Source organism: Microbispora sp. NPDC049125 (assembly GCF_040802045.1).
In the GTDB taxonomy this organism is placed as follows: Bacteria; Actinomycetota; Actinomycetes; order Streptosporangiales; family Streptosporangiaceae; genus Microbispora.
In genome coordinates this window covers 92,047-117,144 of the sequence record NZ_JBEZDW010000029.1, presented here as the reverse complement: position 1 = coordinate 117,144, position 25,098 = coordinate 92,047, and the positions used below count along the sequence as shown (strand labels likewise).

Sequence of the window (25,098 nt, the reverse complement as noted above, 5' to 3'; positions counted from 1 at the left end):
ACCCGGTTACATTCCGAACCCGGAAGTTAAGCCTTCCAGCGCCGATGGTACTGCACCGGGGACGGTGTGGGAGAGTAGGACACCGCCGGACAATCATTTGTTCCACCAGGAGAAGCCACCCCGAATGGGGTGGCTTTTTCTGTTTCCACGAAGCCTTTCCCTGCTGCCCACCCGGCCGAGAGACGAGCCCTGATGTATAGGGGGGCCGACGGCTGGGCCGGGGTTGTGGGAGCGGAGGCCGGCTGGAAGCGAGGACCGCAGCGAAGGCCCAGCGGAGCGGGCTTCGCGAGGACCGCACGCTTCCAGACGAGCGCAGCGTCTCCCCGAAAACGTCTCCGCCCGCCATCCTTGGGAACGCCTGTCGCCGTCGGCCCGTAGCGCCGCTCGTTCCGCGGCCCCGGCCGACGGCTCGTTCCCAGCTCCGGCTTACGGCTCGTTTCCAGCTCCGGCTGACGGCTCGTTCCAGCTCCGGCTGACGGGAGTCACGCCTGTCCACCCTCAACTGTCCAGACCTTGACGCCGGCAACGAGCCGCGGTCGAACAACAGGTCGTGGCTGAAGTTTCTCGCGTGGCTCCAAGGCTCTCACCAGCGGAATCATCCCTGTCCGTTTCCACCCTCCAGAACATCCGAATCTGTAGGGTTTGCGGAAGCTCACGCGGGGTAACCGTCCGGTTAGAGTTATCTTGGAAGGGTTGACGGAACCGACTACAGAGCACCACGCACCCGGACTCGGCATCATCCAGCCAAAATCAATTAAATGGCCGGGCGTGTCGGAGGGGTCGCGCGGAAGCGTCGATTACGGTCCCTCTTATCGGGACAGGCCCGGACAAGGACAAGCCGGAAAAGGACGAGCCGATGGGGGCAGTGCGCAGGGTGGCAAGTTACCTTGGCCTGGGTGGGGCCGAGCAGTATGACGACGCCTACGCCGACGAGGAGTACGCCGAGGACTGGATGCCGGCGGCGGAGCGGGCGGCCAAGCGCTGGCAGCCGGCCGCCGAGCCGGCGAGGATCGTCATGGTCCGCCCCCGGAAGTACGACGACGCCCTCACCGTCGGAAGGCACTTCCGCGAGGGCTATGCCGTGGTCATGGACGTCGTGGGCATGTCGACGGCCGAGGCGACCAGGATGGTCGACTTCGCCGCCGGCCTGGCGTACGGCTGCGAGGGCCGGATCGAGCGGATCGCGGACAAGGTCTTCCTCATCACGCCGGTCACCGTGGAGGTCTCCAGCGCCTGAGCCTCCCCGTTCACCCCCCAAGACCCCCGAACTGCAGCCCCCAAACTATCCGGACCGGAGCTTCGCGGACCCCCTCCGCGCTCCCGGAGCTCGGCATCCATCCGAACGCCACGTCCGAGCCCGCCGAAGCCTCCCGCCCCTTCATCGGCCGGCGAGCTTCCGGCCCCCTCCCGGCCCGCGAGCCCCCGTAGCCCCTGAGTCCAGGCCCGCGAGCCCCCGTAGCCCCTGAGTCCAGGCCCGCGAGCCCCCGTAGCCCCCGAGTCCAGGCCCGCGAGGCCCCCCGTAGTTCCCAAGTCACGGCCTGCGAGCCTCCGTAGTCCCCAGGCCCGTCCAGAGCCGGCGAAACTTCCGCGACCGCCCAAAATCCCCCGCCGGCCTCCGGTGCCCCACAGCCTCACCGTTGCCACCGTGAAGTCCCCACGCCGCTGACATCGAAGCCCCGGCGCCGCCACTCCAGAGCCCCTGCGCTGCTAATCGGCGTTCCTACGCGGCCCGGGGGCCGCGACGCAGAAGCTTGATCACTTCGGTCAGGTCATCGGCGGCCGTGGCCGCACGCTCCTCGGACTCGCGCGCGTACTCGTGAAGCGCCCACACGGCCTTGTCCGCCAGCTCGGACAGGTCGCCCGCCCGGGATTGGACGTATCGCACGTCGGCGTGCTCCTGTGCCCGATGGCGCCAGAGCAGGAAGCCACCCCAGCCTCCCAGGGCCAGCCCCACGAGCGCGATCGGCGGGAAGGCCACGAAACCGGCCGCGAACACGGCGACGGCCGCCACCAGCAGCAGGTACCCCAGCCACGGACGCGCCCTCCTGGGCACGGACTCGGTGACCAGCCGCTGCTCGGTGGCGGCCATGCTCTCCTGGTCGGGGCCCTCGGGCCGGAGGATGACCGGGTATCCAAGGATCGGTACCGTGATCGACTCCGGTGGGGGCTCCTTGACCAGCTCGGCCAGCGACTCGGCCGCCGTCCGCACCGCCGGCGCCGCCACGTGAAGGGCGAGCGCCGCGAGGTGCGGGTCGGCCTCCGGCCGTACGTCATGGAGCAGGTGCCCGCTCAGCGAGCTCAGCGGGCCCTCCTGGCCACCCTGGCCGATGAGCGTCCGCAGCACGGCGAGGGGCTCGGCGTCCGGCCAGGTCGCGCCGGTGGCCACCTCGCTGACCTGGCCGGGCCGCGGGGCGGAAGTGATCTCCACGCATCGTTCACGCAGGCGGCGCAGCCGGGCGGCGGCACGCGCGGGCCTCTGGATCTCCGGCAGGCCCGCCAGCTCGGGAAGCTCACGCAGTGACCGAGGCACGGGCGGTGCCGGATCCTCCCCAGGAGAGGTCTCCTCGGGGACGAGGGCCTTCAGCCACTGGTCGTCCTCGGCGGCCACGGCGATGGCGTCCAGCTTGCGCAGGACGAAGATCTTGCCGACCGGCCCGTACGCGCCCCGGGCGGCGGCGAGCCACAGGGCGCGCTGACCGGAGGTGACCGGCCGGTCCTGCGACAACTCTCCGAACGCGGTGCCGAGCCACGAGGCGTGGATGCGGTCGCCGTGCCCGCAGACGGCCAGCGTCAGGCACAGGAACAGTGCCGTGCGCCGCTCGTCGAGCTGCGCGGCGAGCGCGCACGGCTCCAGGGCGTCCTTGCCCGACAGGATGAGCGTCAGGGCGTGTACGGCCGGCGCGAGCCAGTAGCCGGGCACGTCCGCGACGCCGGGCGGAAGATCCGGCGCCGTCCCCTCCGCGGCCAGCTGGACGAGCAGCGCCTCGGCATAGCGATGCAGCTCCGTCGCGTCGGCCACGTTTCCCGGGTCAGGGCTCGTGGTCAGGTCCATGCTCACGCGCAATGCTCCCCGAGGGATCGGCTGGCACTCCCTTGACCGCGCCAGACTAGAGGCTTGGCCGGGTGCCGGCTGACGAGGCGCGCCGATGGGCCGCCGTTCACATCCGCTCGGGGACTTCGATGCCCAGCAGGTCGAGGCCGCGCAGCAGCACCCGCAACGTCAGCGCCGACAGCGCGAGACGCGACTGCCGTACGGACTCGTCCTCGGCCTTGAGCACCGGGCAGCTCTCGTAGAACGACGTGAACGCCTGGGCGAGGTCGAACAGGTAGTTGCACAGGCGATGCGGCTCGGACAGCTCGGCCACGGCCTCGACGACCGATCCGAACCCGAGCAGTTGCAGCGCGAGCGCCCGCTCGGCGGGGTGGCCAAGGATGATCGGCCCCACCGCCGAGGCCGGCTCGATCGCCCCGTTCCGGAAGATGGACCGGATGCGGGCCGTGGCGTACTGCAGGTACGGCCCGGTGTTGCCGGTCAGGGCCAGCATGCGGTCGAAGTCGAAGACGTACTCGCTGTCGTGGCTGACCGACAGGTCGGCGTACTTGACCGCGCCGATGCCGACCTGGCGGGCGATCTCCCTGCGGGCCGCGGCGTCGTAGCCGCGTTCGGCGATGACGGCCTCCGCCCGGAGGATCGCCTCCTCCAGCAGCTCGGTCAGCTTGACCGAGTCGCCGCTCCGGGTCTTGAACATCTTGCCGTCGCTGCCGAGCACGCTGCCGATCTGGATGTGCTCGGCCTGGATGTCGTCGTGCAGCCAGCCGGCCATCCGGGCGGCCGCGAAGACCATCTGGAAGTGGAGCGCCTGCGTGGCCCCGACGACGTACAGGGCGCGGTCGACCTTGAGGTCGCGCACCCGGTAGCGGATGGCGGCGAGGTCGGTCGTGGCGTAGCCGTACCCGCCGTCGCTCTTGCGGATGATGAGCGGCAGCGGCAGGTCGTCGCGGCCGGTGAAGCCGGGCGGGAAGACGCAGAGCGCGCCCTCGCTCATCTCCGCGACCCCGGCGTGCTCCAGCTCGTCGCAGACGTCGGCGAGCATGGGGTTGTACATGCTCTCGCCGGCGATGTCGTCGTCGGTGAGCGTGACTCCGAGCATCTCGTACACGCGGTTGAAGTAGCGCTTGGTGTACTCGATGAACTCCTGCCACAGCCGCAGCGTGTCGGGATCGCCGCCCTGGAGGAGCGGCACCCGGCGGCGGGACCTCTCCTGGAACGCGGGATCGCCGTCGAATTTCCTGCGCGCCTCCTGGTAGAAGGCGTTGCCGTCGCCGGCGGCGAGCCTGCTCAGCGTCTCGTCCTCGCCGACGTCGAGCAGGTGCTCGATGAGCATGCCGAACTGCGTGCCCCAGTCGCCGAGGTGGTTCTGCCGGATCACCTGGTCGCCTATGTGCTCGTGGGCACGGGCCAGGGTGTCGCCGACGATCGTGGTCCGCAGGTGGCCGACGTGCATCTCCTTGGCCGCGTTGGGCGCCGAGTAGTCGACCACGACGGTCTGGGACGTGCGCTGCGGCACGCCGAGCCGCTCGTCGCGCAGCAGGAGCTCCGCCTGCCGGGCGATCCAGCCGTCGCCGAGCGTCAGGTTGAGGAAGCCCGGGCCGCTGACCTCCACCGTGAGGTCGCTCGTGTCGATCGCGGCGGCCACGGCCTGGGCGACCTCCCGCGGCGCACGTCGGAGCCGCTTGGCCAGGCTCAGCGCGAAGTTCGCCTGGTAATCGGCGAACTGGGACGGCCTGATCAACGGGTCCTCGGTGGTGTGCTCCCGGCCGAAGGCGGCGCCCAGCGCCTGCTGGACGCGCTCGGCGAGCACGAGTTGCGGGTCGGTCATGCACCAAGCTTATCGGCGCGCAGGTCGTTCCCCTTTCCAATAAACGGTCAGCGGCGGCGGTGGGATCTGGGGGTGGACCCGACCCGCTCGCCGATCCTGGGCACGATCCCCTGCCCGGCGAGCCGGGCGGCGAGTTCGCAGGCCCCGGCGATCCCGCGCGCCCGCGAGGAGCCGTGCGCGATCACGACGGTGCCGTTCAGGCCGAGCAGTACGGCGCCGCCCTGGGCCTCGGGGTCGAGCCGGTCGCGCAGCTCCCGCAGGCGTGCCCGCTGGAGAAGGCCGCCGAGCTTCGCCACGCGGCTCTCCTCGATGGTGCCCCTCAGCTCGCTGAAGGCGTACCGGACGCTTCCCTCAAGCGTCTTGAGCGCGACGTTGCCGGTGAATCCGTCGGTGACGACCACGTCGACCCTGCCGGTGAGCAGGTCGTGGCCCTCGATGTTGCCGGTGAAGTCGATGCCGGGGGCGGCGGCGAGGAGCTCGTGCGCCCGCTTGGCGAGCTTGTTGCCCTTCTCCGCCTCCGAGCCGATCGTGAGCAGCCCGACCCTGGGGGTGGCCATGTCGAACCCCACCTGCGCGTACGCCACCCCGAGGTGGGCGAACTGGACCAGCATCTCGGGTTTCGCGTCGGCCGTCGCCCCGGCGTCCAGCAGGACCGTGGGCCGGGGCCGCGTCGGCAGGGTGACCGCGATGGCCGGCCGGACGACCCCTTGCTGGCCGCGCAGCCGGAGCCGGCCGGTCGCGACGACCCCGGCGGTGGACCCGGCGGACACGACGGCCGAGGCGTCGCCGCGCCGTACGAGATGGCAGGCGATCGCGATGCTCGACCGCGGCCGCCGCAGGCTCGCCAGGGCGCCCTCGTCCATGGCGAGCGCCTCCTCGGCGCGCACGATCGGGATCTCCCCGGTGGCGCCGAACTCGTCAAGGGCCTGCTGGAGGACCCGCGGCTGCCCGACCAGCACGACGGGGACGCCGCGCTCCCGCACCGCCTGTACGGCTCCCGCGACGATCTCCCCGGGCGCGTTGTCGCCGCCCATGGCGTCGAGGGCCACAGGCAGGGGACGGCCTCCGGGCTGCATGGCCGCATCCTAGGTCCTGTCAGGAGCGCCAGGTTCGGCCGCACCCGCTCGGGCCGCGCTCAGACGGAGCGACCCCGGGTCACGACGATCTTGCCGAAGCGCGCGCTTCCCGTGATCCGGATCAGCGGGCCGTCGCCGGGGCTGCCGCCCGTGACGGACCGCTTGGAGAACAGCGCGCTGCCCTCGTCGACGACTCTGGAGTTGCCTGGCACGGTCACGATGAGCTTGCCGCACAGGGAGTTCAGCTCCAGCGTCACCTCGCGGCCGGGAAGGACGGCGTCGCTGAGGTCGACGATCAGCGCACCGAACGTGGCGTTGAGCTCGGTGTGCCGCCCGGCGACCCAGCGCCCACGACGAATGATCTTGCTGAAGACCGCGGAGACCCGATGCCGGTCGGCGCCGGGGCCCGGCGTGTGCCGGACCACCTCGGGAGGCAGGTCCTTGACCACGGGGACGAGCTCGCCGAGTGTCACGGCGCTGTAGACGGCGTCGAGCCTGTCGGCGTGCTCTGCGCTGGTCAGGCGGCCGGTGGCGAGGCCTTCGCCGAGGATGGCCGCGACCCGGTCGCGATCGGCGTCGGAGGCGCGCTGAGTGGGATCGTCGCCGGCGTACGGAGTGAGGGAAGTCACGTGCCCAGAGTACCCAGGGTCGAGATATGTCGCGATAGGGGAAAACCCTGATTTCCGGCGTTCCGCCAAGGCGCACTAGTGCGAGCCTCTCGCATGCGCCCCTCGCACGTGCCTCCTGGCACCTGCCTCCTCGCGAGCTCCGCCGCCGCGGCCCGGCCGGACCCCTCCTGGCCGCGGGCCCCAGGGGACGTCCACCGGCCTTCTGACCGTGAGACGCCGGCGATCGGAAGGGAATCGTGGAATGCGGCGTGAGTGCGGCGCTAAAAGGAGAGGAAAGATATGACGCCCGGCCTGGCGCTATTTTTACCGAGCCTTGCTCGCGGCCGGGTGTCGCCTGACTCCTGGGTGGGCGTGGGCCGTTCTTTGTCCGGACTTTCCCGGCCCTGACCTCGGGTGGAGCCCGGCTCCGGCAGTAATCGCACCCCCCGGCCAAGGTGATAGAAATGCCGTCGTCTTTGTCGGCGCACGCCGACGCACGGGGGTTCTTGGGTTCGTCATTCCCACTCTCGTGAAAAGGAATATGAACCGGGGGCAAGTTAAATGAAACGAGTGGTTAGGACAGCCGTCGTCGCCGTCACGGTCGGCATCGCCGGCATGCTCGCCGCGCCCGCTCAGGCCGACGTGTGCGCCGACACCTGCACCGACGCCCGGATCGCGGCCGTCGTCCGGCTCCTGGCCGATCTGCGGGCCGACACGGTCGGCGGGGCGACGGCCGTCGCCACCGCCCAGGCCGACGCGACGGCGACTGTGGCGGTGAACCTGACCGCGAAGCTCCGCGCCGACCTCGTCGCCGTGGCCAACCTCGCGGGCACCACGACCGCCGACCTGTCCGCCGACGCCAACGCGCACATCACCGCCGCGGCCGCCATCGCGGCGAACGTCATCGCCCACGCCACCGTCGACCTCAGCGCCAACGTGGTCGCGGCCCTCCAGGTGCACCTGTGCGCCGTCGTGAACGCGATCGTCGACATCGACGCGCACATCAACGCCACGCTCGCGGCCAAGCTCGACGCCTGCGCGGCTCTCCTCGCCCAGATCGGCCACCCGGTCGTCGTCACCTCGGGTCAGACGGCGGGCGTGGTCTACGGCACCGCTCCGGCCGTCGCCACGGTCGGCGCCGCCGTGGCCGCGAATGTGAACCTGGATCTGGCGGCCCACCTCAACGCGCTCGTCAACCTCAACGGCGCGGTCGCGGCGACCGGCGGCAGCGCCGGTGGTCTGCTCGCGCTGGTCCCGTGCGACACCCCGGCCGCCCCGACGGCCACCACGCTCACGACCACCACCCAGAACACGGCAGCGCAGGTCGACGCCAACGTCAACGCGAACGTGAACGCGGTGGTCACGACCGCACACGACACGGCCGCTGTTCCGGTCGCCACGACGTCCCAGGCCACGGCTCAGGCCACGGCCCAGAGCGCGGCCACCGCCAGCTCGTCGGCCGCCACCGCCGACGCGGCCGCGTCGAGCGCCGTCTCCTCGGTCCCCTCCACCTTCAACGGCGCGATCCCGCAGAACGCGCGGTCGGGTGCGGGGAGCTGACACTCTCCTTCGTCCGACGTGGAAACGGCCGGCACCCTGTGGGTGCCGGCCGTTCAGTGCGCCAAGGTGCCGGTGACGGTGCGCAGATGAGTGCGCCGGGCGATCTGCGCCTGCAGGCGGGCCATCTGCCAGTGCAGGTCCATGAGCTGTTCGGTGAGCGTCCCGGAGGGAAGCTCCAACGGATCCTCGGCGGCCAGATTGTCGATCGCCGTCGCCAGGTCACTCATCCCGCCCCTCCCCTATGTCGAATCTCCGTTCGAATCATAGTGGAACAGCGACCCCGCGTGTATCAGGTTTCGTACACGGGTGCGATATACCCTCGGGCGAGCGTGTTCGCGGTGATGTTGAAGCCGACGACCGCCGGAGGGGTGTCACCCTCCACGTCGAGCTTGTCGACCCCCAGGGCGTGCACGGCGAAGATGTAGCGGTGGGGGTGGCCGGGCGGCGGGGCCGCGCCGCCGTACTCCTTGGCGCTGAAGTCGTTGCGCGCGTGCCGGGCCCCCTCGGGGAGCCCCTTGAACTCGGGACCGGTGCCGGCCCCGGTCGGCAGCTCGGTCACGCCGGCCGGGATGTCGAACAGCAGCCAGTGCCAGAAGCCGCTGCCCGTGGGGGCGTCCGGGTCGAAGCAGGTGACCGCGTAGCTCCTGGTGCCCTCGGGCGCGCCGGACCAGCGCAGGTGGGGGGAGAGGTTCTGCCCGGTCATCCCCCAGCCGTTGAAGACGTGGGCGTCGGGCTTACGCTCGCCGTCGCGGACGTCGTCGCTCTCGACGGTCAGCGCGGGCACCTCGGGCAGGTGGTCGTACGGGATCGGTGGCGGCGTGGGCACGGTGTGAACCCCCTCCTATGCGGTCGTCATGCCTTGTTGTAGGCCTCCAGGACCTCCTGGGGGTCCCCCTGCATCTTGATCTTGCCCTTGTGCAGCCAGATGACCCGGTTGCAGGTCTCCTCGATCACTTCGAGGTTGTGGGCGACCAGGAAGACGGTCCCGGCGGCGTCGCGCATCTGCTTGATGCGGTCCTGGCTCTTGCGCTTGAAGTCGCGGTCGCCGGTGGCCAGGGCCTCGTCGATCAGCAGCACGTCGTGGGTCTTCGCCGAGGAGATGGCGAAGCGCAGCCGCGCGCCCATGCCGGACGAGTACGTCGACATGGGGAACTGGACGAACTCCCCGATGCCGGAGAAGTCGACGATCTCGTCGTACCTCTCCCGCACCTCGGCCGGGGACATGCCCATGGCGTAGCAGCCGAGCACGATGTTGCGCTCGCCGGTGAGCTCCTTCATCAGCGCGGCGTTCACACCGAGGAGGGACGGCTGGCCGTTGGTGTAGACGGCGCCCTTGTGCGGCGGGAGCAGCCCGGCGATGGCGCGCAGCAGGGTCGACTTGCCGGACCCGTTGCGCCCGATGATGCCGATCGCCTCGCCGTGGTGGGCGACGAAGGAGACGCCCTTGACGGCGTGGATCTCCTTCACCTGCGGGCGCGCCTGCCGGCGCAGGACGCGCATGAGCGCCGTCGCGGCGTTGCCCTTCTCGGCCTCGCTGGCCGAGCCGTACACCTTGTAGACGATGTGGAGGTCGTCCACGATGACGGTCGGCGTTCCCACCGGTGCGTCGTCGGAGGTCACCTGGGACAGCTCCTCGGTCAGCTCACCCACGCCCGTACCTCTCCTCGGCCCGCCAGAAGTACCAGAACCCGACGATCAGCGCGAACACGGCCCAGAACGCGCACGTGGTCCACGCCCAGCGCTCGGGGAACCTCTGGTAGATAAGCAGGTCGCGCATGAACTCGATGTAAGCCGCCGCCGGATTGAACTCCAGGGCCCATCTGAGGATGTCCGGCAGGTCCTTGGTCTTGTCGCTGATCTCGTAGAAGACGCCGGAGGCGTACAGCCAGGTCCGCGTGATGAACGGCAGCAGCTGGTTGATGTCCCGGGCGAACGCGCCGACGCGGGCCATGAACATGGACAGGCCGATGTTGAAGACCAGCTGCATGAGCAGGGCGACGGGGATGAGCAGCCACAGAGTGGTGATCGGCATGCCCATCACGAGCACCAGGAGGATCAGCACGCCCATCGACCAGCCGAGCTGCTGCAGTTCCTGCATGGCGTACGCCAGGGGCAGGGAGGCGCGGGGGAAGTGCAGCGCGCGGATCAGCGAGAGGTTGGAGGAGATCGACTTGGCGCCGCCCGTCACCGTGCGCTGGGTGAACGTGAAGACCATCACTCCGGTGATGAGGAACGCCGGGTAGTGCGCGATGGACTTGCTCTGGGCCAGGATGATGCCGAACATCAGCCAGTAGACGAGCGCGTTGAGCAGCGGCGTCAGCACCTGCCAGAGCTGCCCGAGCATCGACTCGGAGTACTTCGAGACGTTGCGCGACGTGGCGTACGTGAGGATGAAGTGCCGCCGGTCCCACAGTTGGCGCAGGTAGGCGGGCATGCTGGGGCGGGCGATGGCGCGTCGAAGTCCGTGACGCTGGGCGAGCGCGGCCAGCGACTCCGGGGCTCGGCCGCCCGCCTGGGCGTCCGCGAGCGCGGATTCCGGCTGGCTCATGGCAAGGACTCTATTGGATGGAGGTCGGTGGGACGGCTGCCGCACCCGCACTGGCTGCGACTTGGTCAAAGGTAGCTCAGGACACCTTGATGTGGGGACAACGGCACGGGTCTCACCGGGACCTCTCGGCCGCAATTGGGGTGATATGTCGCTTAAGTGCCATAATGTGTGGTTTGCAGGGAACCTGGCTGTTTGGTGCTCGCACGATGGAATGCGTGTGACGCCCCACTGACGCACGTGTGACCGAACTGCAACGCGTCAGAGACTCCTCTGGTGCGTATGGTGAGGGATGCTCGCGGACGACTGGCAGGACGTCAGCTGGCTTGACCGTGCCCGGCAAACCGGTGGTCTCACCAGCGGGAACGTTCATCCTTAGAGGGAGGACCAATCCACCATGCGCGTGACTAAGGGCGCGAAGATCGCCGCCGGCACCGCGCTGCTAGCGCTGGGTGTCGCCGCCTGCGGCGGCGGCAGCGGCGGCGGCTCCGGAAGCAGCGGCAACCCCCGCGCGGCCGATGGCACCGTGTACATCCGCGGCTGTGAGCCTCAGACGGGTTTCGTTCCCGGCAACATCAACGAGACCTGTGGCGGCACGATCAACGACTTCGTGTACAGCAAGCTGGTGAAGTTCAACTCGGACACGGCCGCCCCCGAGCTCGACGAGGCCGCGTCGATCGAGACCAGCGACAACAAGGTCTGGACGATCAAGCTCAAGCCGGGTCTCAAGTGGTCCGACGGCAGCCCGGTCACCGCGAAGAACTACGTCGACGCGTGGAACTACACGGCCTACTCGCCGAACGCCCAGATCGGCAGCTCCTGGTTCGCCGACATCGAGGGCTTCGACAAGGTCAACAAGGCCGACCCCGACGGCCCCGACGGCCCGAAGGAGGCTCCCAAGCCCGAGACGGACAAGATGTCCGGCCTCGAAGTGGTCGACGACACCACGTTCAAGGTCACCCTGTCCTCCCCGATCGCGGTGTTCCGGACCAAGCTCGGCTACGTGACCTTCGCCCCGCTGCCCGAGGCCTTCTTCAAGGACCCCAAGGCGTTCGCGGCCAACCCGGTCACCAACGGCCCCTTCAAGTTCGTGAAGTGGGACCACAACTCGCAGATCGTGGTCGCCGCCAACCCCGACTACGTGGGCACGGAGAAGCCGAAGGTCAAGCAGATCGTCTACAAGATGTACAAGGACGACGACGCGGCCTACGCCGACCTGCTGTCCAACAACCTCGACTTCACCGAGCTGGTCCCGCCGTCCGCCCTCGCGGGTGACAAGTGGAAGAGCGACCTCGGCGACCGGGCCATCGAGGGCCAGCAGGGTGTCATCCAGACGGTCTCGTTCCCGCTGTACGACAAGGAGTTCGGCGGCAACGCCGACTTCCGCAAGGCCATCTCGCTGGCGATCGACCGGGTGACGATCACCGACAAGATCTTCAACAAGGGCCGCGTGCCGCTGGACGCCTGGACCTCCCCGATCGTCGAGGGGTACAAGGCCGGCACCTGTGGCGACCTGTGCACCTTCGACCCCGCCAAGGCCAAGGAGTACCTGGCCAAGGCGAAGGCCGCCGGGTACACCCCGCCCAAGGAGTTCCCGATCTGGTACAACGGCGACTCCGCGCACAAGGAGTGGGTGGACGCCACCGCCAACAGCATCAACCAGGCCCTGGGCGCCGACGCCGGCTTCACGGTCGTGGGCAAGGCCATGCCGACGTTCGACGAGTTCCGCAGCGTCATCACGGAGCACAAGATCAAGGGCATGTTCCGCACCGGCTGGCAGATGGACTACCCGCACATCGAGGACTTCCTGAACCCGCTGGTCAAGACCAACGCGTCCTCGAACGACGGGCTCTACAGCAACAAGGCGCTGGACGCCAAGCTGCACGAGGCCGACACCGCCACGGACCCGGCGAAGTCCATCGCCGACTACCAGGAGGCGGAGGCTATGCTGGCGCAGGACCTGCCGACCATTCCGCTGTGGTCGTACGGCCTGCAGGCCGGCACCTCGAAGTGGGTGACGGGTGTCAAGGTCACGCCGTTCGGCGTCCTCGACCCGCTGTCCATCGCGATCAAGGAAGCCTGACCCCGGTTCGCACGTGCCCCGAGGCCGGTTCCGGACCGGAGCCGGCCTCGGCGGCTGTCCGTTGACGCCCCTGTGTTGACCTACGGGGGGCGCATGTACGACCTTTAGCGTCAGACTGGAGGTGCACATGGGCCGATACGCCATCCGGCGCCTGCTGCAACTCGTACCCGTGCTGCTCGGCACGACCTTCCTCATCAACTACATGGTCTGGCAGCTGCCCGGTGACCCGTTCGCCGGCCGGTGCGGCCAGCGCCCCTGCCCTGACGCGTATGTCAGCGCGATGCGCGCGCAGTTCGGCCTGGACCAGCCCGTCCTGGTCCAGTACTGGAACTTCCTCAAGAACATGCTGACGGGGAACATGGGCGTCGACTTCCACGAAGTCCCCGTGGCCAGTCAGCTCGCCGACGCCTGGCCGATCACCATCCGGCTCGCGCTCCTCGCGGTGGCGATCGAGGCCGTCATCGGCATCGGCGCCGGAGTGCTCTCCGGTCTCAAGCGCGGCGGCTTCCTCGACAACATCGTGACGATCTCCACGCTCATCCTGCTGTCGCTGCCGGTCTTCGTCACCGGCTACCTGCTGCAGTGGCTGCTCGGCGTGCAGTTGCAGGTGATCAACCCAACGGTCTCCGACGAGGCCACGATCACCGAGCTCATCGTCCCCGCCTTCGTGCTCGCCAGCCTCAACATGGCTTTCACGGCCCGCCTGACCCGGACCAGCATCGTGGAGAACCGCCGCTCCGACTACGTCCGCACGGCGATCTCCAAGGGCCTGCCGAACCGGCGGGTGGTCGGCGTGCATCTGCTGCGGAACTCGCTGATCCCGGTGCTGACGTTCCTCGGCACCGAGGTGGGCTCGCTGATGGCCGGCGCGATCATCACCGAGGGCATCTTCAACATCCACGGGATCGGCGGTCTGCTCTTCCGGGCGATCACCGGTCAGGACTTCACGATCGTGGTCCCGATCGCCTCCCTGCTGGTGCTCGTGTACCTCATCACCAACCTGCTCGTCGACCTCCTCTACGGCGTGCTCGACCCGAGGATCCGCTATGAGTGACCCGGCTGTTACGCAAGACCTGGTGCAGGGGGTCGGGGACCCGTCGGAGCCCGCGGTCCCCACCCGGTCGAACCGGCCGCGGAGCCTGTGGGTCGACACGTGGGACATCCTGAAGCGGCGCCCGATCTTCTGGATCTCCCTGGTGATGCTCATCCTGTTCCTGCTGATGGCGGCGTTCCCGTCGCTGTTCACCAGCAAGGACCCGAACTTCGCGACGCTCTCGAAGGGCATGGACGGGCCGAGCGGGGAAGCCTGGTTCGGATACGACCTGCAGGGCCGCGACGTCTTCGCCCGCTGCATCTACGGCGCGCGGGCCTCGATCGTCGTCGGCGTCCTGGCCACGCTGCTGACCGTCCTGCTCGGCGGCGTGGCCGGCGTGCTGGGGGCGTACTACGCGCGGTGGGTGGACTCGCTGTTCTCCCGCCTGGGCGAGATGGTGCTGGGCGTGCCGTACGTGCTGGGCGGCATCATCATCCTCGGCACCATCGCCCCGGCGCAGACCAGCCCGAACGAGTTCATGATCATGGCGGTCGTGATCCTCGTGCTCGCGGTGCTGGGCTGGCCGATCCTCATGCGCATCGCCCGCTCCGCCGTCCTCCAGGCCAAGCACCAGGACTACGTGCAGGCCGCCAGGGCACTGGGGGCGGGCCCGTTCCGGATCATCTTCAAGCATCTCCTGCCGAACTCGCTGGCGCCGATCCTCGTGTACTCCACGATCACCGTCGGCAGCTACATCGGCGCCGAGGCGACGTTCTCGCTCCTCGGCATCGGCCTGCGGCCGCCCGTCATCTCCTGGGGCATCGCGATCGCCGACCACACCCGCTACATCAGGACCGGGGCACACGCGATGCTCTTCCCCGCGGTGTTCCTGTCCCTGTGCGTGCTGACCTTCGTCATGCTGGGTGAAGCCGTGCGGGACGCCCTCGACCCCAAGCTTCGATGAGGAGGCACAGCCAGTGACACAGGTGCTTTCCGAGCACGCGGCGGGCGGCTCCCACAGCGGCGCCCTCCTCGAGGTGGAGAACCTCCACGTGGAGTTCCACACCCGCGCGGGGGTGGCCAAGGCGGTCAACGGCGTCACCTACAGCGTGGACGCGGGAGAGACGCTCGCCGTGCTGGGCGAGTCCGGCTCCGGCAAGAGCGTCACCGCACAGACGATCATGGGCATTCTGGACATGCCTCCCGGCAAGATCACCGGAGGGCAGATCCGCTTCCGCGGCGTCGACCTTCTGTCGCTTCCGGAGGACCAGCGCAGGAAGATCCGCGGGGAGGGCATCTCCATGGTCTTCCAGGACGCCCTGTCCGCGCTGAACCCGGTCTTCCCGGTCGGCTGGCAGATCGCCGAGATGTTCCGCCAGCACCGCGGCACCTCCCGGTCGGAGGCCAAGAAGAAGGCGATCGAGCTCATGGACCGGGTGCGCATCCCGGCCGCCAAGGAGCGCGTCAACGACTACCCGCACCAGTTCTCCGGCGGCATGCGCCAGCGCATCATGATCGCCATGGCCATCGCGCTGGACCCGGAGATCCTGATCGCCGACGAGCCGACCACCGCGCTCGACGTGACCGTGCAGGCCCAGATCATGGGGCTGCTGTCGGATCTGCGGCGCGAGAGCGACATGGGCCTGATCCTGATCACCCACGACCTCGGCGTCGTGGCCGACGTGGCCGACAAGATCGCCGTGATGTACGGCGGGCGCATCGTCGAGCACGCCCCGGTGCACGACCTGTACGCCCGCCCGGCACACCCGTACTCCAAGGGCCTGCTGGAGTCGATCCCCCGGGTGGACCTCAAGGGGCAGGAGCTGTACGCCATCAAGGGCATGCCGCCGAACCTGCTGGAGATGCCGACCGGCTGCGCCTTCCACCCGCGCTGCCCCTACCGGCGGGACAACTGCGTGACCGACGTTCCCCCGCTGTACTCGATCAGCGGCACCCGCGACAGCGCCTGCCACTACTGGAGGGAGGTTCTCGATGACGGCTCCCGCTGAGTCCATCCTCGAAGTACGCGACCTGGTCAAGCACTTCCCGCTGACCCAGGGCATCGTCTTCAAGCGGCAGGTCGGCGCCATCAAGGCCGTCGACGGAGTCTCCTTCGACCTGCACCGCGGCGAGACGCTGGGCGTCGTGGGCGAGTCCGGCTGCGGCAAGTCCACCCTCGCGAAGCTCCTGATGGCGCTGGAACGGCCGACGTCGGGGTCGGTGAAGGTCAACGGCCGTGACATCGCCAAGGCCAAGGGCGGCGAGCTCAAGCGGATGCGCCGCAACATCCAGATGGTCATGCAGGACCCGTACACCTCGCTGAACCCCCGGATGACGGTCGGCGACATCGTCGGCGAGCCGTACGAGATCCACTCCGAGGTCGCGCCCAAGGGCGACCGGCGCCGGAAGGTGCAGGAGCTGCTCGAAGTCGTCGGCCTCAACCCCGACCACATCAACCGGTACCCGCACCAGTTCTCCGGCGGCCAGCGGCAGCGCATCGGCATCGCCCGCGGGCTGGCCCTCCAGCCGGAGATCATCATCTGTGACGAGCCGGTCTCCGCGCTCGACGTGTCGATCCAGGCGCAGGTGATGAACCTGCTGGAGCGGCTGCAGAACGAGTTCAACCTGGCCTACATCTTCATCGCGCACGACCTGTCGGTGGTCCGCCACATCTCCGACCGCGTCGCCGTGATGTACCTCGGCAAGATCGTCGAGCTGGGCCGCGACACCCAGATCTACGAGCGTCCCACGCACCCGTACACGCAGGCGCTGCTGTCGGCCGTGCCGGTGCCGAACCCGGAGGGCCGCGAGCAGAGGCAGCGGATCATCCTGCAGGGCGACCCGCCGTCCCCGGCGAACCCGCCCTCGGGCTGCCACTTCCGCACCCGCTGCTGGAAGGCGCAGGACGTCTGCGCCGAGAAGGAGCCCCTGCTGGAGATCCGTCCGGGCGCCGACCACCCCAGTGCCTGCCACTTCGCGGAGGCGCGCGACGTGGTCGACGCCCGCTAGGGACGGCCGGAAAGGCCCCGGGCGGCGGCCGCAGGGCGCGCCCGGGGCGGTGGCGGTCTCCGGCGGTCTTACGCGTGCGCGCCATACCTGGAATCCCCGCATCCGCCGATCCGGCCGGAACACCCCGAGTTGGCCTACTACGATGGGACGGGTCTGCGAGCCCATCGAGGAGGAGCGGATGGACACCGAACCGGCCGGCGAAGACCGAGTCCCCCTCTCCGACCGCGACCGCGAGATCCTCGCCTTCGAGCGCCAGTGGTGGCGTTACGCGGGCGCCAAGGAGCAGGCCGTCCGCGAGACGTTCGGCGTCTCCGCGACCCGCTACTACCAGTTATTAGGCGAGCTCATCGACCGGCCCGAGGCCCTGGAGCACGACCCCATGCTGATCAAGCGGCTGCGCAGGATGAGAGCGGGCCGCCAGCGCGACCGCGCCGCCCGCCGCTTCGGAATGAGACCATGACCCTTCCCCGGAACGCCGCCCTCGACGCGATCCTCGCCGATCCGGCCGGAGCCGTGATCGGGCTCGACTTCGACGGCACACTTTCCCCGATCGTGCCGGACCCCGCCGCCGCACGCGTCCACCCCGCCGCTCCCGCAGCTCTGGCCGGCCTCGCCGTCCTGGTCCGCGCCGTGGTGATCGTCACCGGCCGCCCGCCGGCCACGGCCATCGCGCTCGGGGACGTCCCCGGAGGGCCGTCCCTCGCGGACGTGCCGGGCCTCGTGGTGCTCGGCCACTACGGCCTGGAGCGCTGGGAGGAGGGCCGGATCGCCGCGCCGCCTCCGCCGCCCGGCCTGGCGCTGGTGCGCGCGCGGCTGCCCGAGCTCGCGGCGCCGTACGAGGGCGTCCTGATCGAGGACAAGGTCCAGGCCGTGGCCGTGCACACGCGCAGGTGCGCCGACCCGGACGCCGTGCTCGCGGCGCTGCGCGGCCCGGTCGCGCGGCTCGCCGAGGAGGCGGGGCTGGTCGTGGAGCCGGGACGTCTGGTGCTGGAGCTCCGGCCGGCCGGGATGGACAAGGGCCAGGCGCTGGCGGCGTTCCTCGCCGAGCGGGAGGCGCGGTCGGTCATGTTCTTCGGCGACGACCTGGGAGATCTCGCGGCGTTCGCGGCTGTCGAGACCGCGGGCGTCCCGGGGGTCACCGTCTGCAGCGGCTCGGCCGAGGTGACCGAGCTCGCGGCCCGGGCCGATGTGGTGGTGGACGGCCCGGCGGGGGTCGTGGCCCTCCTCCGGGAGCTGGCCGAAGCGATCGGCAAGCGTTCTGCAAGCGCCGGGGCCTAGCCTGCGGGCATGCCGAACAAGACGATCACGGCCGGCCTGGCCGGCCTCGCCGTGCTGGCGAGCGTGGCCGCGAGCCCCGCGGCGGCCTTCGCGAGCGACAGCGGGAGCACCAAGCAGCTCCACCTGCGCAAGGGCCTCACCCTGACCATTCCGAAGACCTGGAAGATCGTCGAGCGGCAGAAGGACTGGCTGCGAGTGATCACCGGCCCGTGCCCGCCCTTCCGCACGGACACGTTCGGCTTCCGCGACTCCGGCTGCCACAGCTTCTGGGTCATGGGGCCCAAGGCGCTCAAGGTGGGCCACGAGCTGTTCCGGCCGTACAGCCCTGACGGCCCGTTCTATCCGGCCACCGACGTCGGGCCCTGCCCGTACGACAAGCGGCTCTACATCGGGCAGATGAAGCCGGCGGGCAAGGGGCTGCGCCAGATCGGCCCCGGCCACAAGGCCTACTACCGCGAGTGGTCGGGCACCTGCGTGTCCATGACGACGTACAAGGTGAAGGGCCACTACACGCAGCGGGAGTGGTACCTGCCGAAGTCCAAGATCCTGGTCATCGACCAGTGGAACACCCCGGGGCTGAGCGCCATCCTCAAGCACGCGTCGTGGAACTGACGCCGGCCCCACGTCACCAGAGGGCGGCCAGCTGGTCCTCGAACCAGCGCTGCGGCGGCAGGGCCGTGGCCGCCTCGCGCAGCCGGGCGCACCGCTTTACCCGCTCCTCCTCGGGCAGGATGAGCGCCTCGTGCAGGGCGGCCGCCGTGCCCGTCACGTCGAAGGGGTTGACCAGCAGCGAGTCGGCCCCGAGCTCGACGGCCGCGCCGGCCTCGCGCGACAGCACGAGCGCGCAGCGCGGGGACAGGATCGGGCCCTCCTTGGCCACCAGGTTCATGCCGTCCCGGATGGGGTTGACGAGCAGCACGTCGGCCAGCCGGTACGCCGCCAGCGACCGGGGGTAGTCGTCGTGGACGTTGAGGATCAGAGGGTCCCAGTCCTCGGTGGCGTACTCGTCCTCGATCTCCTTGGCGCACCGCTGCACCGCGGCGGTGTACTCGCGGTACTCGGGCAGGTCGTGCCGGGACGGGTAGGCGAACGCGAGGTGCACGACCTTGCCGTGCCACTCGGGATGCGCGGCCAGGAACTCCCGGTAGGCCGTCAGCCCCCGCACGATGTTCTTGGACAGCTCGGTGCGGTCGATCCGCACGATCAGCCTCCGGTCGCCCACGAGGGCCCTGATCGCCGCCATGTGCGACTCGACGTCGGGCTCGGCCGCCCGTTCGCGCAGCGCCTCTCCGTTCACGCCGAGCGGGTGGACGCCGATCCTGGTGGTCCTGCCCTCGTACGCGACCGTGCGGGCGCCGTGGTCCACCTGGGCGCCGAGGAAGGCCTCGCAGCAGTCCATGAACGCGCGGGCCCACCGCGCGGTGAGGAAGCCGGCGTGGTCGGCCCCGAGGATCCCCGACAGCACCTCGGCCGCGACGTCGTCGGGGAGCAGCGAGAAGTACTCCGGCGGCGCCCAGGGGGTGTGGGAGAAGTGCGCGATGCGCAGATCGGGCCGCTCCACCCGGAGCATCGCGGGAGTGAGGGTCAGGTGGTAGTCCTGCACCATCACCCGCGCCCCGTGCGCCGCCTCCTCGGCCAGCGCGAACGCGAACGCCCCGTTGTAGTCGCGGTACGACTCCCACTCCCGCCGGAAGCGGGTGCCGAACTGCGGCGACTGGGGCGTGTTGTACAGCAGGTGGTTGACGAACCACAGGGTGGAGTTGGCCACGGCGTTGTAGGCCCGGTGGAAGATCGCCGGGGGGATGTCCAGCATCCGGACCGGGCCGGTGTCGAACGCCTGGTCCAGCCGGCCGCCGGGGGCGAGGCGCACGGCGCCCCTGTCTCCGTCGGACAGCGCGGCGCAGACCCACACGGCGGGGGAGTCGCCGACCACCTCCGACAGGCCCGATACGAGCCCGCCCCCGCCTCTGCGCATGGTCAGTGCGCCGTCGTCCGACAGTGTGAAGGAGACCGGCCCTCTGTTGGAGGCGATCAGGACGGTGCTGCTCATGGTTCGGCTCCCCGGGGCTGAGCGGGCGCGCATGCCGGAAGATTAATTAAAAGCCGACAGCGGGCAATAGGATGTCAGCGATTGGGGAAAGGCTTGGTTCGGCATGGCACTGGACGACACGACCGAGGACCTGGCCCGATCGGCCGCTCAGGGTGATCACCGTGCGCTCGGCGAGCTTCTCCGCCGGATCGAGCCCGACGTGCTGCGGCACTGCGAGCGCCTTCTACCGTACCGGCAGGACGCGGAGGAGGCCTGCCAGGACACGCTGCTGGCGGTGGCCCGCAACATCGCCAGGTTCGAGGGGCGCGCGAAGTTCAGCACGTGGCTGCACATCGTGACCGTCAACTGCGCCAGGACCACCTACCGCACGCTCAAGCGCCGCGCGTCCGAGCAGGCGGAGGAGCTGCCCGACCAGCGTCCCGACCCGCACCGGGTCAGCGTCATCGCCGGGTCGCGGCTCGACCTGCTCGACGCCATGGAGTCCCTGGAGGCGGAGAGGCCCGAGCTCGCCCAGGCGCTCGTGCTGCGCGACATCTGCCAGCTCGACTACTCCGAGGTGGCCGACCAGCTCGGAATCCCCCTGGGAACGGTCAAGTCGCGCATCCACCAGGCCCGCAAGTACGTGCAGGCCGCGCTCGGCGAGGCGTACGGCTGACACGTCCCATCTCGCCTTTCGAGACAGCGGAACGGACAACGGGGACGGCGAGGTACAGTGCTGAAGACCTGTCTCGCGACAGGTGACAACTGAAGATGCTCATCCAGAGGGGTGGAGGGACCGGCCCTGCGAAGCCCCGGCAACCTTCCCGGTGACCGATCTCGTGTCCACGAGGCCCGGCCGGGACAGGTGCCAATTCCGGCTCGCGACCAAGGTGGCCGCGAGCGAAGATGAGGGAAAGGCCTCGCTTCATGGCGCACACCGACGCTCCCGAGTTCGGCCCCGCGAAGGGGCTCTCCTGCCGCGAATGCGGAACCCTCTACGATCTCGGGCCGATCTTCGCCTGTACCGAGTGTTTCGGGCCACTTGAGGTGGCCTACGACTTCGGACAGGTGCGCCGGGAGGACATCGAGTCCGGCCCGGCGAACATCTGGCGGTACCGATGCCTGCTCCCCGTCCCCGCCGGCGTGCTGGACAAGCCCAATCTCCAGCCCGGCTGGACCAAGCTCGTGAAGGCCGACCGGCTGGCGGCCGAGCTCGGGCTCCGCTCCCTGCACGTCAAGGACGACTCGGGCAACCCCACCCACTCGTTCAAGGACCGCGTCGTGGCCATCGCGCTTGAGGCGGCGCGCAACTTCGGCTTCCACACGCTGTCGTGCTCCTCCACCGGCAACCTCGCCGGGGCGGTCGGCGCCGCCGCGGCCCGCGCGGGGCTCGACTCCTGCGTCTTCATCCCCTCCGACCTCGAAGAGGCCAAGATCACCATGGCTGCGGCGTACGGCGGCCGCGTGGTGGGGATCGACGGCACCTACGACGAGGTGAACCGCTTCTGCTCCGAGCTCATCGGCGACGAGCTGGGCGAGAAGTGGGGCTTCGTCAACGTCAACCTCCGGCCGTACTACGCCGAGGGCTCCAAGACGCTGGCCTTCGAGATCGCCGAGCAGCTCGGCTGGCGGCTGCCCGACCAGATCGTCATCCCGGTGGCGTCGGGCTCGCAGCTCACGAAGGTGGACAAGGGCTTCCGGGAGCTCATCAAGCTCGGTCTCGTGGAGGACCGGCCGTACCGGATCTTCGGGGCCCAGGCCGAGGGCTGCTCCCCGGTCTCGGGAGCGTTCAAGGCGGGGCACGACGTGGTGCAGCCGGTCAAGCCGAACACCATCGCCAAGTCGCTCGCCATCGGCAACCCCGCCGACGGGCCGTACGTGCTCGACATCGCCCGGCGCACGGGCGGCGCCGTGGAGGACGTGAACGACGGCGAGGTGGTCGACGCCATGCGCCTGCTGGCCCGCACCGAGGGGATCTTCGCCGAGACCGCCGGCGGCGTCACGGTCGGTGTGCTGCGCAAGCTGGCTCGCGACGGCCGGCTCGACCCCGATGCGGAGACCGTCGTGCTCAACACGGGGGACGGGCTGAAGACGCTCGACGCCGTCGCCTCCCACGCGCGGCCCGCCGCCGTCATCCGTCCCTCCCTCGACGCGTTCCGTACGGCTTTCGCCAACTGAATACGCTTCCCGAAACCCATATCGAGCAACGAAAGCGAGACAGCAATGAGCGTTTCCGTGCGGATTCCGACGATTCTGCGTACGTATACCAACGGGGTCGCGGAGGTGTCGGGAGAGGGAGGAACGCTCCGCGAGGTCCTCCAGAAGCTGGACGCCGACTACCCCGGCATCGGGGGAAGGATCCTCGACGAAACGGGCAAGCTGCGGCGTTTTGTCAACGTCTACGTAGGGGAAGAGGACGTCCGATTCTCTGAGGGACTGGACACACCCACGCCGGATGGCGTGCAGGTCTCGGTCATCCCCGCCGTCGCGGGAGGCTGAGCCGTTACGCCGGGTGCGAGCACCTGACATGGGCTTCTATCGTTGCCGAAGTTGAGAGGCCTATCCGCATATGATGCAATTCTCAACTATCGCGTACTAAACCGAATAAGGCCCGATCCCGCTTTCAGCGAACGGTGTCGTGTAGTTTGCGGATTGACTCTGTTGTCCTACGCCTTGACACGGGTATGGTCGATGACGATCGACGAAACCGGGGGCTTCTTGTGTGTGGTCCCCAGCCCAGCAAGAGGAGTCGGAAAGTGGCGCAGGGCACCGTCAAATGGTTTAACGCGGACAAGGGCTACGGCTTCATCGCGGTAGACGGTGGTAAGGACGTGTTCGTCCATTACTCGGCAATCATGATGGACGGTTACAAGGCCCTCGAGCAGGGTCAGCGGGTGGAGTTCGACATCACGCAGGGTCAGAAGGGCCCCCAGGCGGAGGCTGTCCGGGCCGTCTGAGCCGTCATGGACCATCCGGAGGCCCGGCCCGCCACGCGCGGGCCGGGCCTCCGACATAGCTGGACATCTTGTCCAACCTGGTCAGCATGGCTTCCGCTTGCACTCGCAGGGGTAGAGTGCTAAATACTTGTTTGGCACTCTGAGGTCGAGAGTGACAACAATCGGGATCGGGGCGATGGGGCTCGTAGTAGGGAAAGCGGGCCCATGCCGTCGCGGGCGTCGGCTCGGTCCGCTGAAGCCACCCTGCTACTGGGAGGTCTAGCCTTATGGCAGCCAAGATGATCGCGTTTGACGAGGACGCCCGGCGCGGTCTCGAGCGCGGTATGAACCAGCTCGCCGACGCCGTGAAGGTGACTCTCGGCCCGAAGGGCCGCAACGTCGTGCTGGAGAAGAAGTGGGGCGCTCCCACGATCACCAACGACGGCGTCTCCATCGCGAAGGAGATCGAGCTCGAGGACCCGTGGGAGAAGATCGGCGCCGAGCTGGTCAAGGAAGTCGCGAAGAAGACCGACGACGTCGCGGGTGACGGCACCACCACGGCCACCGTGCTCGCCCAGGCGCTGGTCCGCGAGGGCCTGCGCAACGTCGCCGCCGGCGCCAACCCGATGGCCCTGAAGAAGGGCATCGAGGCGGCGGTCGAGCGCGTGAGCGAGGAGCTGTCCAAGCTCGCCAAGGACGTGGAGACCAAGGAGCAGATCGCTTCCACCGCCTCCATCTCCGCCGCCGACCCCGAGATCGGCGCGCTCATCGCCGAGGCGATGGACAAGGTCGGCAAGGAAGGCGTCATCACCGTCGAGGAGAGCAACACCTTCGGCCTCGAGCTTGAGCTCACCGAGGGCATGCGCTTCGACAAGGGTTACGTGTCCGGGTACTTCGTGACCGACCCCGAGCGCATGGAGGCGGTCTTCGAAGACCCCTACATCCTCATCGTCAACTCGAAGGTCTCGGCGAACAAGGACCTGCTCCCGCTGCTCGACAAGGTCGTGCAGTCTGGCAAGCCCCTGGTCATCATCGCCGAGGACGTCGAGGGCGAGGCCCTGGCGACCCTGGTCGTCAACAAGATCCGCGGCCTGTTCAAGTCCGTGGCCGTGAAGGCCCCCGGCTTCGGTGACCGCCGCAAGGCCATGCTGGGCGACATCGCCATCCTCACCGGTGGCCAGGTCGTCTCCGAGGAGGTCGGTCTCAAGCTCGAGAACGCCACCCTCGACCTGCTCGGCCGCGCTCGCAAGGTCGTCGTGACCAAGGACGAGACCACGATCGTCGACGGCGCCGGTGACGCCGAGCAGATCTCCGGCCGGGTCAACGAGATCCGCGCCGAGATCGACCGCACCGACTCCGACTACGACCGCGAGAAGCTCCAGGAGCGCCTCGCCAAGCTGGCCGGCGGCGTCGCCGTCATCAAGGCCGGCGCGGCGACGGAGGTCGAGCTCAAGGAGCGCAAGCACCGCATCGAGGACGCCGTGCGCAACGCCAAGGCCGCGGTCGAGGAGGGCATCGTCCCCGGCGGTGGCGTGGCGCTGCTGCAGGCGGGCGCCAACGCCTTCGACAAGCTCGAGGTCAACGGTGACGAGGCGACCGGCGCGGCGATCGTCCGCAAGGCGCTCGAGGAGCCGCTGAAGCAGATCGCCGTGAACGCCGGCCTCGAGGGCGGCGTCGTGGTGGAGAAGGTCCGCAACCTGCCTGCGGGCGAGGGCCTCAACGCCGCGACCGGCGAGTACGTCAACATGTTCGAGACGGGCATCATCGACCCGGCCAAGGTGACCCGCTCGGCGCTGCAGAACGCGGCGTCCATCGCGGCGCTGTTCCTCACCACCGAGGCCGTCATCGCCGAGAAGCCCGAGAAGGAGAAGGCCCCCGCCATGCCCGGCGGCGGCGACATGGACTTCTAGTCCCTCGCTCCATCCGAGGGGGTCGCTCCGGTGCTTTTCCGGAGCGGCCCCTTCTCGGTTTCCGGGGGACGGATCCGGCCACCACCGGGAACCCGCTGGTTCGTCGGGTGGTCGTCGTGTCCCGAGCCCCGGCCGCAGTGGGGCGGCGCCC

The 25,098-nt window shown here is 69.3% G+C and carries 24 protein-coding genes, 1 rRNA gene and 1 riboswitch; of the genes, 16 read left to right on the top strand and 9 right to left on the bottom strand.

Annotation, left to right across the window (positions count from 1 at the left end):
- A 5S ribosomal RNA gene (gene rrf / locus AB0B72_RS28735) occupies positions 1-91 on the top strand; the annotation flags it as partial.
- 765 nt (positions 92-856) lie between these two features.
- Positions 857-1,237: a cell division protein SepF gene (locus AB0B72_RS28730; protein ID WP_367742198.1), complete on the top strand. Its 381-nt coding sequence runs from the start codon at positions 857-859 to the stop codon at positions 1,235-1,237.
- A 483-nt stretch (positions 1,238-1,720) separates the two neighbouring features.
- Here the strand turns inward: AB0B72_RS28730 and AB0B72_RS28725 are convergent, their stop codons facing one another.
- The 4 genes from AB0B72_RS28725 to AB0B72_RS28710 form a co-directional block, all read right to left on the bottom strand.
- Positions 1,721-3,052 carry a hypothetical protein gene (locus AB0B72_RS28725; RefSeq protein WP_367742201.1) on the bottom strand — a complete coding sequence of 444 codons (1,332 nt, stop codon included), beginning with the start codon at positions 3,050-3,052 and terminating at the stop codon, positions 1,721-1,723.
- Between the two features lie 106 nt (positions 3,053-3,158).
- On the bottom strand, positions 3,159-4,880 hold the full coding sequence (argS, locus tag AB0B72_RS28720) for an arginine--tRNA ligase (RefSeq protein WP_367742197.1): 1,722 nt from the start codon (positions 4,878-4,880) through the stop codon (positions 3,159-3,161).
- A 47-nt stretch (positions 4,881-4,927) separates the two neighbouring features.
- A complete protein-coding gene (gene plsX, locus AB0B72_RS28715; RefSeq protein WP_367742196.1) occupies positions 4,928-5,956 on the bottom strand; it encodes a phosphate acyltransferase PlsX in 1,029 nt (342 codons plus the stop codon).
- Between the two features lie 59 nt (positions 5,957-6,015).
- On the bottom strand, positions 6,016-6,585 hold the full coding sequence (locus AB0B72_RS28710) for a DUF1707 domain-containing protein (protein ID WP_367742194.1): 570 nt from the start codon (positions 6,583-6,585) through the stop codon (positions 6,016-6,018).
- A gap of 549 nt (positions 6,586-7,134) precedes the next feature.
- Between AB0B72_RS28710 and AB0B72_RS28705 the strand changes: the two genes are divergently transcribed.
- Positions 7,135-8,124 carry a hypothetical protein gene (locus tag AB0B72_RS28705; RefSeq protein ID WP_367742193.1) on the top strand — a complete coding sequence of 330 codons (990 nt, stop codon included), beginning with the start codon at positions 7,135-7,137 and terminating at the stop codon, positions 8,122-8,124.
- Positions 8,125-8,177: 53 nt separating this feature from the next.
- On the opposite strand, the gene AB0B72_RS28700 is transcribed toward AB0B72_RS28705, so the two are convergent.
- From AB0B72_RS28700 to AB0B72_RS28685, 4 genes are all read right to left on the bottom strand, one after another.
- Entirely contained in the window at positions 8,178-8,351 is a 174-nt protein-coding gene (locus AB0B72_RS28700; protein WP_367742191.1) for a hypothetical protein, read from the bottom strand.
- Positions 8,352-8,413: 62 nt separating this feature from the next.
- Positions 8,414-8,950: a YbhB/YbcL family Raf kinase inhibitor-like protein gene (locus AB0B72_RS28695; protein WP_367742189.1), complete on the bottom strand. Its 537-nt coding sequence runs from the start codon at positions 8,948-8,950 to the stop codon at positions 8,414-8,416.
- Between the two features lie 26 nt (positions 8,951-8,976).
- On the bottom strand, positions 8,977-9,774 hold the full coding sequence (locus AB0B72_RS28690; RefSeq protein WP_367742188.1) for an ABC transporter ATP-binding protein: 798 nt from the start codon (positions 9,772-9,774) through the stop codon (positions 8,977-8,979).
- Positions 9,767-10,672 carry an ABC transporter permease gene (locus tag AB0B72_RS28685; protein ID WP_367742187.1) on the bottom strand — a complete coding sequence of 302 codons (906 nt, stop codon included), beginning with the start codon at positions 10,670-10,672 and terminating at the stop codon, positions 9,767-9,769. Before AB0B72_RS28685 ends, AB0B72_RS28690 begins: the two co-directional genes overlap by 8 nt.
- 394 nt (positions 10,673-11,066) lie before the next feature.
- On the opposite strand from AB0B72_RS28685, the gene AB0B72_RS28680 reads away from it, so the two are divergent.
- The 8 genes from AB0B72_RS28680 (at position 11,067) to AB0B72_RS28645 (ending at position 18,684) form a co-directional block, all read left to right on the top strand.
- Positions 11,067-12,752 carry an ABC transporter substrate-binding protein gene (locus AB0B72_RS28680; RefSeq protein WP_367742185.1) on the top strand — a complete coding sequence of 562 codons (1,686 nt, stop codon included), beginning with the start codon at positions 11,067-11,069 and terminating at the stop codon, positions 12,750-12,752.
- Positions 12,753-12,879: 127 nt separating this feature from the next.
- Positions 12,880-13,806: an ABC transporter permease gene (locus tag AB0B72_RS28675; RefSeq protein WP_367742183.1), complete on the top strand. Its 927-nt coding sequence runs from the start codon at positions 12,880-12,882 to the stop codon at positions 13,804-13,806.
- Positions 13,799-14,749, top strand: coding sequence for an ABC transporter permease (locus AB0B72_RS28670; RefSeq protein ID WP_367742182.1), 951 nt, complete (start codon positions 13,799-13,801; stop codon positions 14,747-14,749). The genes AB0B72_RS28675 and AB0B72_RS28670 overlap by 8 nt, the downstream gene beginning before the upstream one ends.
- 13 nt (positions 14,750-14,762) lie before the next feature.
- On the top strand, positions 14,763-15,794 hold the full coding sequence (locus tag AB0B72_RS28665) for an ABC transporter ATP-binding protein (RefSeq protein WP_367742181.1): 1,032 nt from the start codon (positions 14,763-14,765) through the stop codon (positions 15,792-15,794).
- Positions 15,778-16,794 carry an ABC transporter ATP-binding protein gene (locus AB0B72_RS28660; RefSeq protein WP_367742180.1) on the top strand — a complete coding sequence of 339 codons (1,017 nt, stop codon included), beginning with the start codon at positions 15,778-15,780 and terminating at the stop codon, positions 16,792-16,794. The genes AB0B72_RS28665 and AB0B72_RS28660 overlap by 17 nt, the downstream gene beginning before the upstream one ends.
- Positions 16,795-16,972: 178 nt before the next feature.
- Positions 16,973-17,254, top strand: coding sequence for a DUF3263 domain-containing protein (locus tag AB0B72_RS28655; RefSeq protein WP_367742200.1), 282 nt, complete (start codon positions 16,973-16,975; stop codon positions 17,252-17,254).
- Positions 17,251-18,072 carry a trehalose-phosphatase gene (gene otsB, locus AB0B72_RS28650; protein WP_367742179.1) on the top strand — a complete coding sequence of 274 codons (822 nt, stop codon included), beginning with the start codon at positions 17,251-17,253 and terminating at the stop codon, positions 18,070-18,072. The genes AB0B72_RS28655 and otsB overlap by 4 nt, the downstream gene beginning before the upstream one ends.
- A gap of 9 nt (positions 18,073-18,081) precedes the next feature.
- Positions 18,082-18,684 (top strand): hypothetical protein, encoded by a 603-nt coding sequence (locus AB0B72_RS28645; RefSeq protein ID WP_367742178.1) that lies wholly within the window; start codon positions 18,082-18,084, stop codon positions 18,682-18,684.
- A 13-nt stretch (positions 18,685-18,697) separates the two neighbouring features.
- Here the strand turns inward: AB0B72_RS28645 and AB0B72_RS28640 are convergent, their stop codons facing one another.
- A complete protein-coding gene (locus AB0B72_RS28640) occupies positions 18,698-20,122 on the bottom strand; it encodes a trehalose-6-phosphate synthase (RefSeq protein WP_367742177.1) in 1,425 nt (474 codons plus the stop codon).
- A 103-nt stretch (positions 20,123-20,225) separates the two neighbouring features.
- On the opposite strand from AB0B72_RS28640, the gene AB0B72_RS28635 reads away from it, so the two are divergent.
- The 5 genes from AB0B72_RS28635 to groL all read left to right on the top strand — a co-directional run bounded on the left by AB0B72_RS28635 (position 20,226) and on the right by groL (position 24,947).
- Positions 20,226-20,777, top strand: coding sequence for an RNA polymerase sigma factor (locus AB0B72_RS28635; RefSeq protein WP_367742176.1), 552 nt, complete (start codon positions 20,226-20,228; stop codon positions 20,775-20,777).
- Between the two features lie 96 nt (positions 20,778-20,873).
- A riboswitch (SAM riboswitch) is annotated at positions 20,874-21,014 on the top strand.
- Positions 21,015-21,028: 14 nt separating this feature from the next.
- A complete protein-coding gene (thrC, locus tag AB0B72_RS28630) occupies positions 21,029-22,279 on the top strand; it encodes a threonine synthase (protein ID WP_367742175.1) in 1,251 nt (416 codons plus the stop codon).
- Between the two features lie 45 nt (positions 22,280-22,324).
- On the top strand, positions 22,325-22,600 hold the full coding sequence (locus AB0B72_RS28625) for a MoaD/ThiS family protein (protein WP_367742174.1): 276 nt from the start codon (positions 22,325-22,327) through the stop codon (positions 22,598-22,600).
- A 257-nt stretch (positions 22,601-22,857) separates the two neighbouring features.
- A complete protein-coding gene (locus AB0B72_RS28620; RefSeq protein ID WP_030509192.1) occupies positions 22,858-23,058 on the top strand; it encodes a cold-shock protein in 201 nt (66 codons plus the stop codon).
- Positions 23,059-23,324: 266 nt separating this feature from the next.
- Entirely contained in the window at positions 23,325-24,947 is a 1,623-nt protein-coding gene (gene groL / locus AB0B72_RS28615) for a chaperonin GroEL (protein ID WP_367742173.1), read from the top strand.
- Positions 24,948-25,098 lie beyond the last annotated feature (151 nt).

Bases quoted from the DNA above. Each gene is read 5' to 3' on its own strand.
- AB0B72_RS28685 (WP_367742187.1), bottom strand. From the start codon at position 10,672: ATGAGCCAGCCGGAATCCGCGCTCGCGGACGCCCAGGCGGGCGGCCGA.
- argS (WP_367742197.1), bottom strand. From the start codon at position 4,880: ATGACCGACCCGCAACTCGTGCTCGCCGAGCGCGTCCAGCAGGCGCTG.
- AB0B72_RS28660 (WP_367742180.1), top strand. From the start codon at position 15,778: ATGACGGCTCCCGCTGAGTCCATCCTCGAAGTACGCGACCTGGTCAAG.
- groL (WP_367742173.1), top strand. From the start codon at position 23,325: ATGGCAGCCAAGATGATCGCGTTTGACGAGGACGCCCGGCGCGGTCTC.
- AB0B72_RS28645 (WP_367742178.1), top strand. From the start codon at position 18,082: ATGCCGAACAAGACGATCACGGCCGGCCTGGCCGGCCTCGCCGTGCTG.
- AB0B72_RS28670 (WP_367742182.1), top strand. From the start codon at position 13,799: ATGAGTGACCCGGCTGTTACGCAAGACCTGGTGCAGGGGGTCGGGGAC.
- thrC (WP_367742175.1), top strand. From the start codon at position 21,029: ATGGCGCACACCGACGCTCCCGAGTTCGGCCCCGCGAAGGGGCTCTCC.
- AB0B72_RS28730 (WP_367742198.1), top strand. From the start codon at position 857: ATGGGGGCAGTGCGCAGGGTGGCAAGTTACCTTGGCCTGGGTGGGGCC.
- otsB (WP_367742179.1), top strand. From the start codon at position 17,251: ATGACCCTTCCCCGGAACGCCGCCCTCGACGCGATCCTCGCCGATCCG.
- AB0B72_RS28680 (WP_367742185.1), top strand. From the start codon at position 11,067: ATGCGCGTGACTAAGGGCGCGAAGATCGCCGCCGGCACCGCGCTGCTA.
- AB0B72_RS28725 (WP_367742201.1), bottom strand. From the start codon at position 3,052: ATGGACCTGACCACGAGCCCTGACCCGGGAAACGTGGCCGACGCGACG.
- AB0B72_RS28700 (WP_367742191.1), bottom strand. From the start codon at position 8,351: ATGAGTGACCTGGCGACGGCGATCGACAATCTGGCCGCCGAGGATCCG.
- AB0B72_RS28655 (WP_367742200.1), top strand. From the start codon at position 16,973: ATGGACACCGAACCGGCCGGCGAAGACCGAGTCCCCCTCTCCGACCGC.
- plsX (WP_367742196.1), bottom strand. From the start codon at position 5,956: ATGCAGCCCGGAGGCCGTCCCCTGCCTGTGGCCCTCGACGCCATGGGC.
- AB0B72_RS28625 (WP_367742174.1), top strand. From the start codon at position 22,325: ATGAGCGTTTCCGTGCGGATTCCGACGATTCTGCGTACGTATACCAAC.
- AB0B72_RS28635 (WP_367742176.1), top strand. From the start codon at position 20,226: ATGGCACTGGACGACACGACCGAGGACCTGGCCCGATCGGCCGCTCAG.
- AB0B72_RS28640 (WP_367742177.1), bottom strand. From the start codon at position 20,122: ATGAGCAGCACCGTCCTGATCGCCTCCAACAGAGGGCCGGTCTCCTTC.
- AB0B72_RS28675 (WP_367742183.1), top strand. From the start codon at position 12,880: ATGGGCCGATACGCCATCCGGCGCCTGCTGCAACTCGTACCCGTGCTG.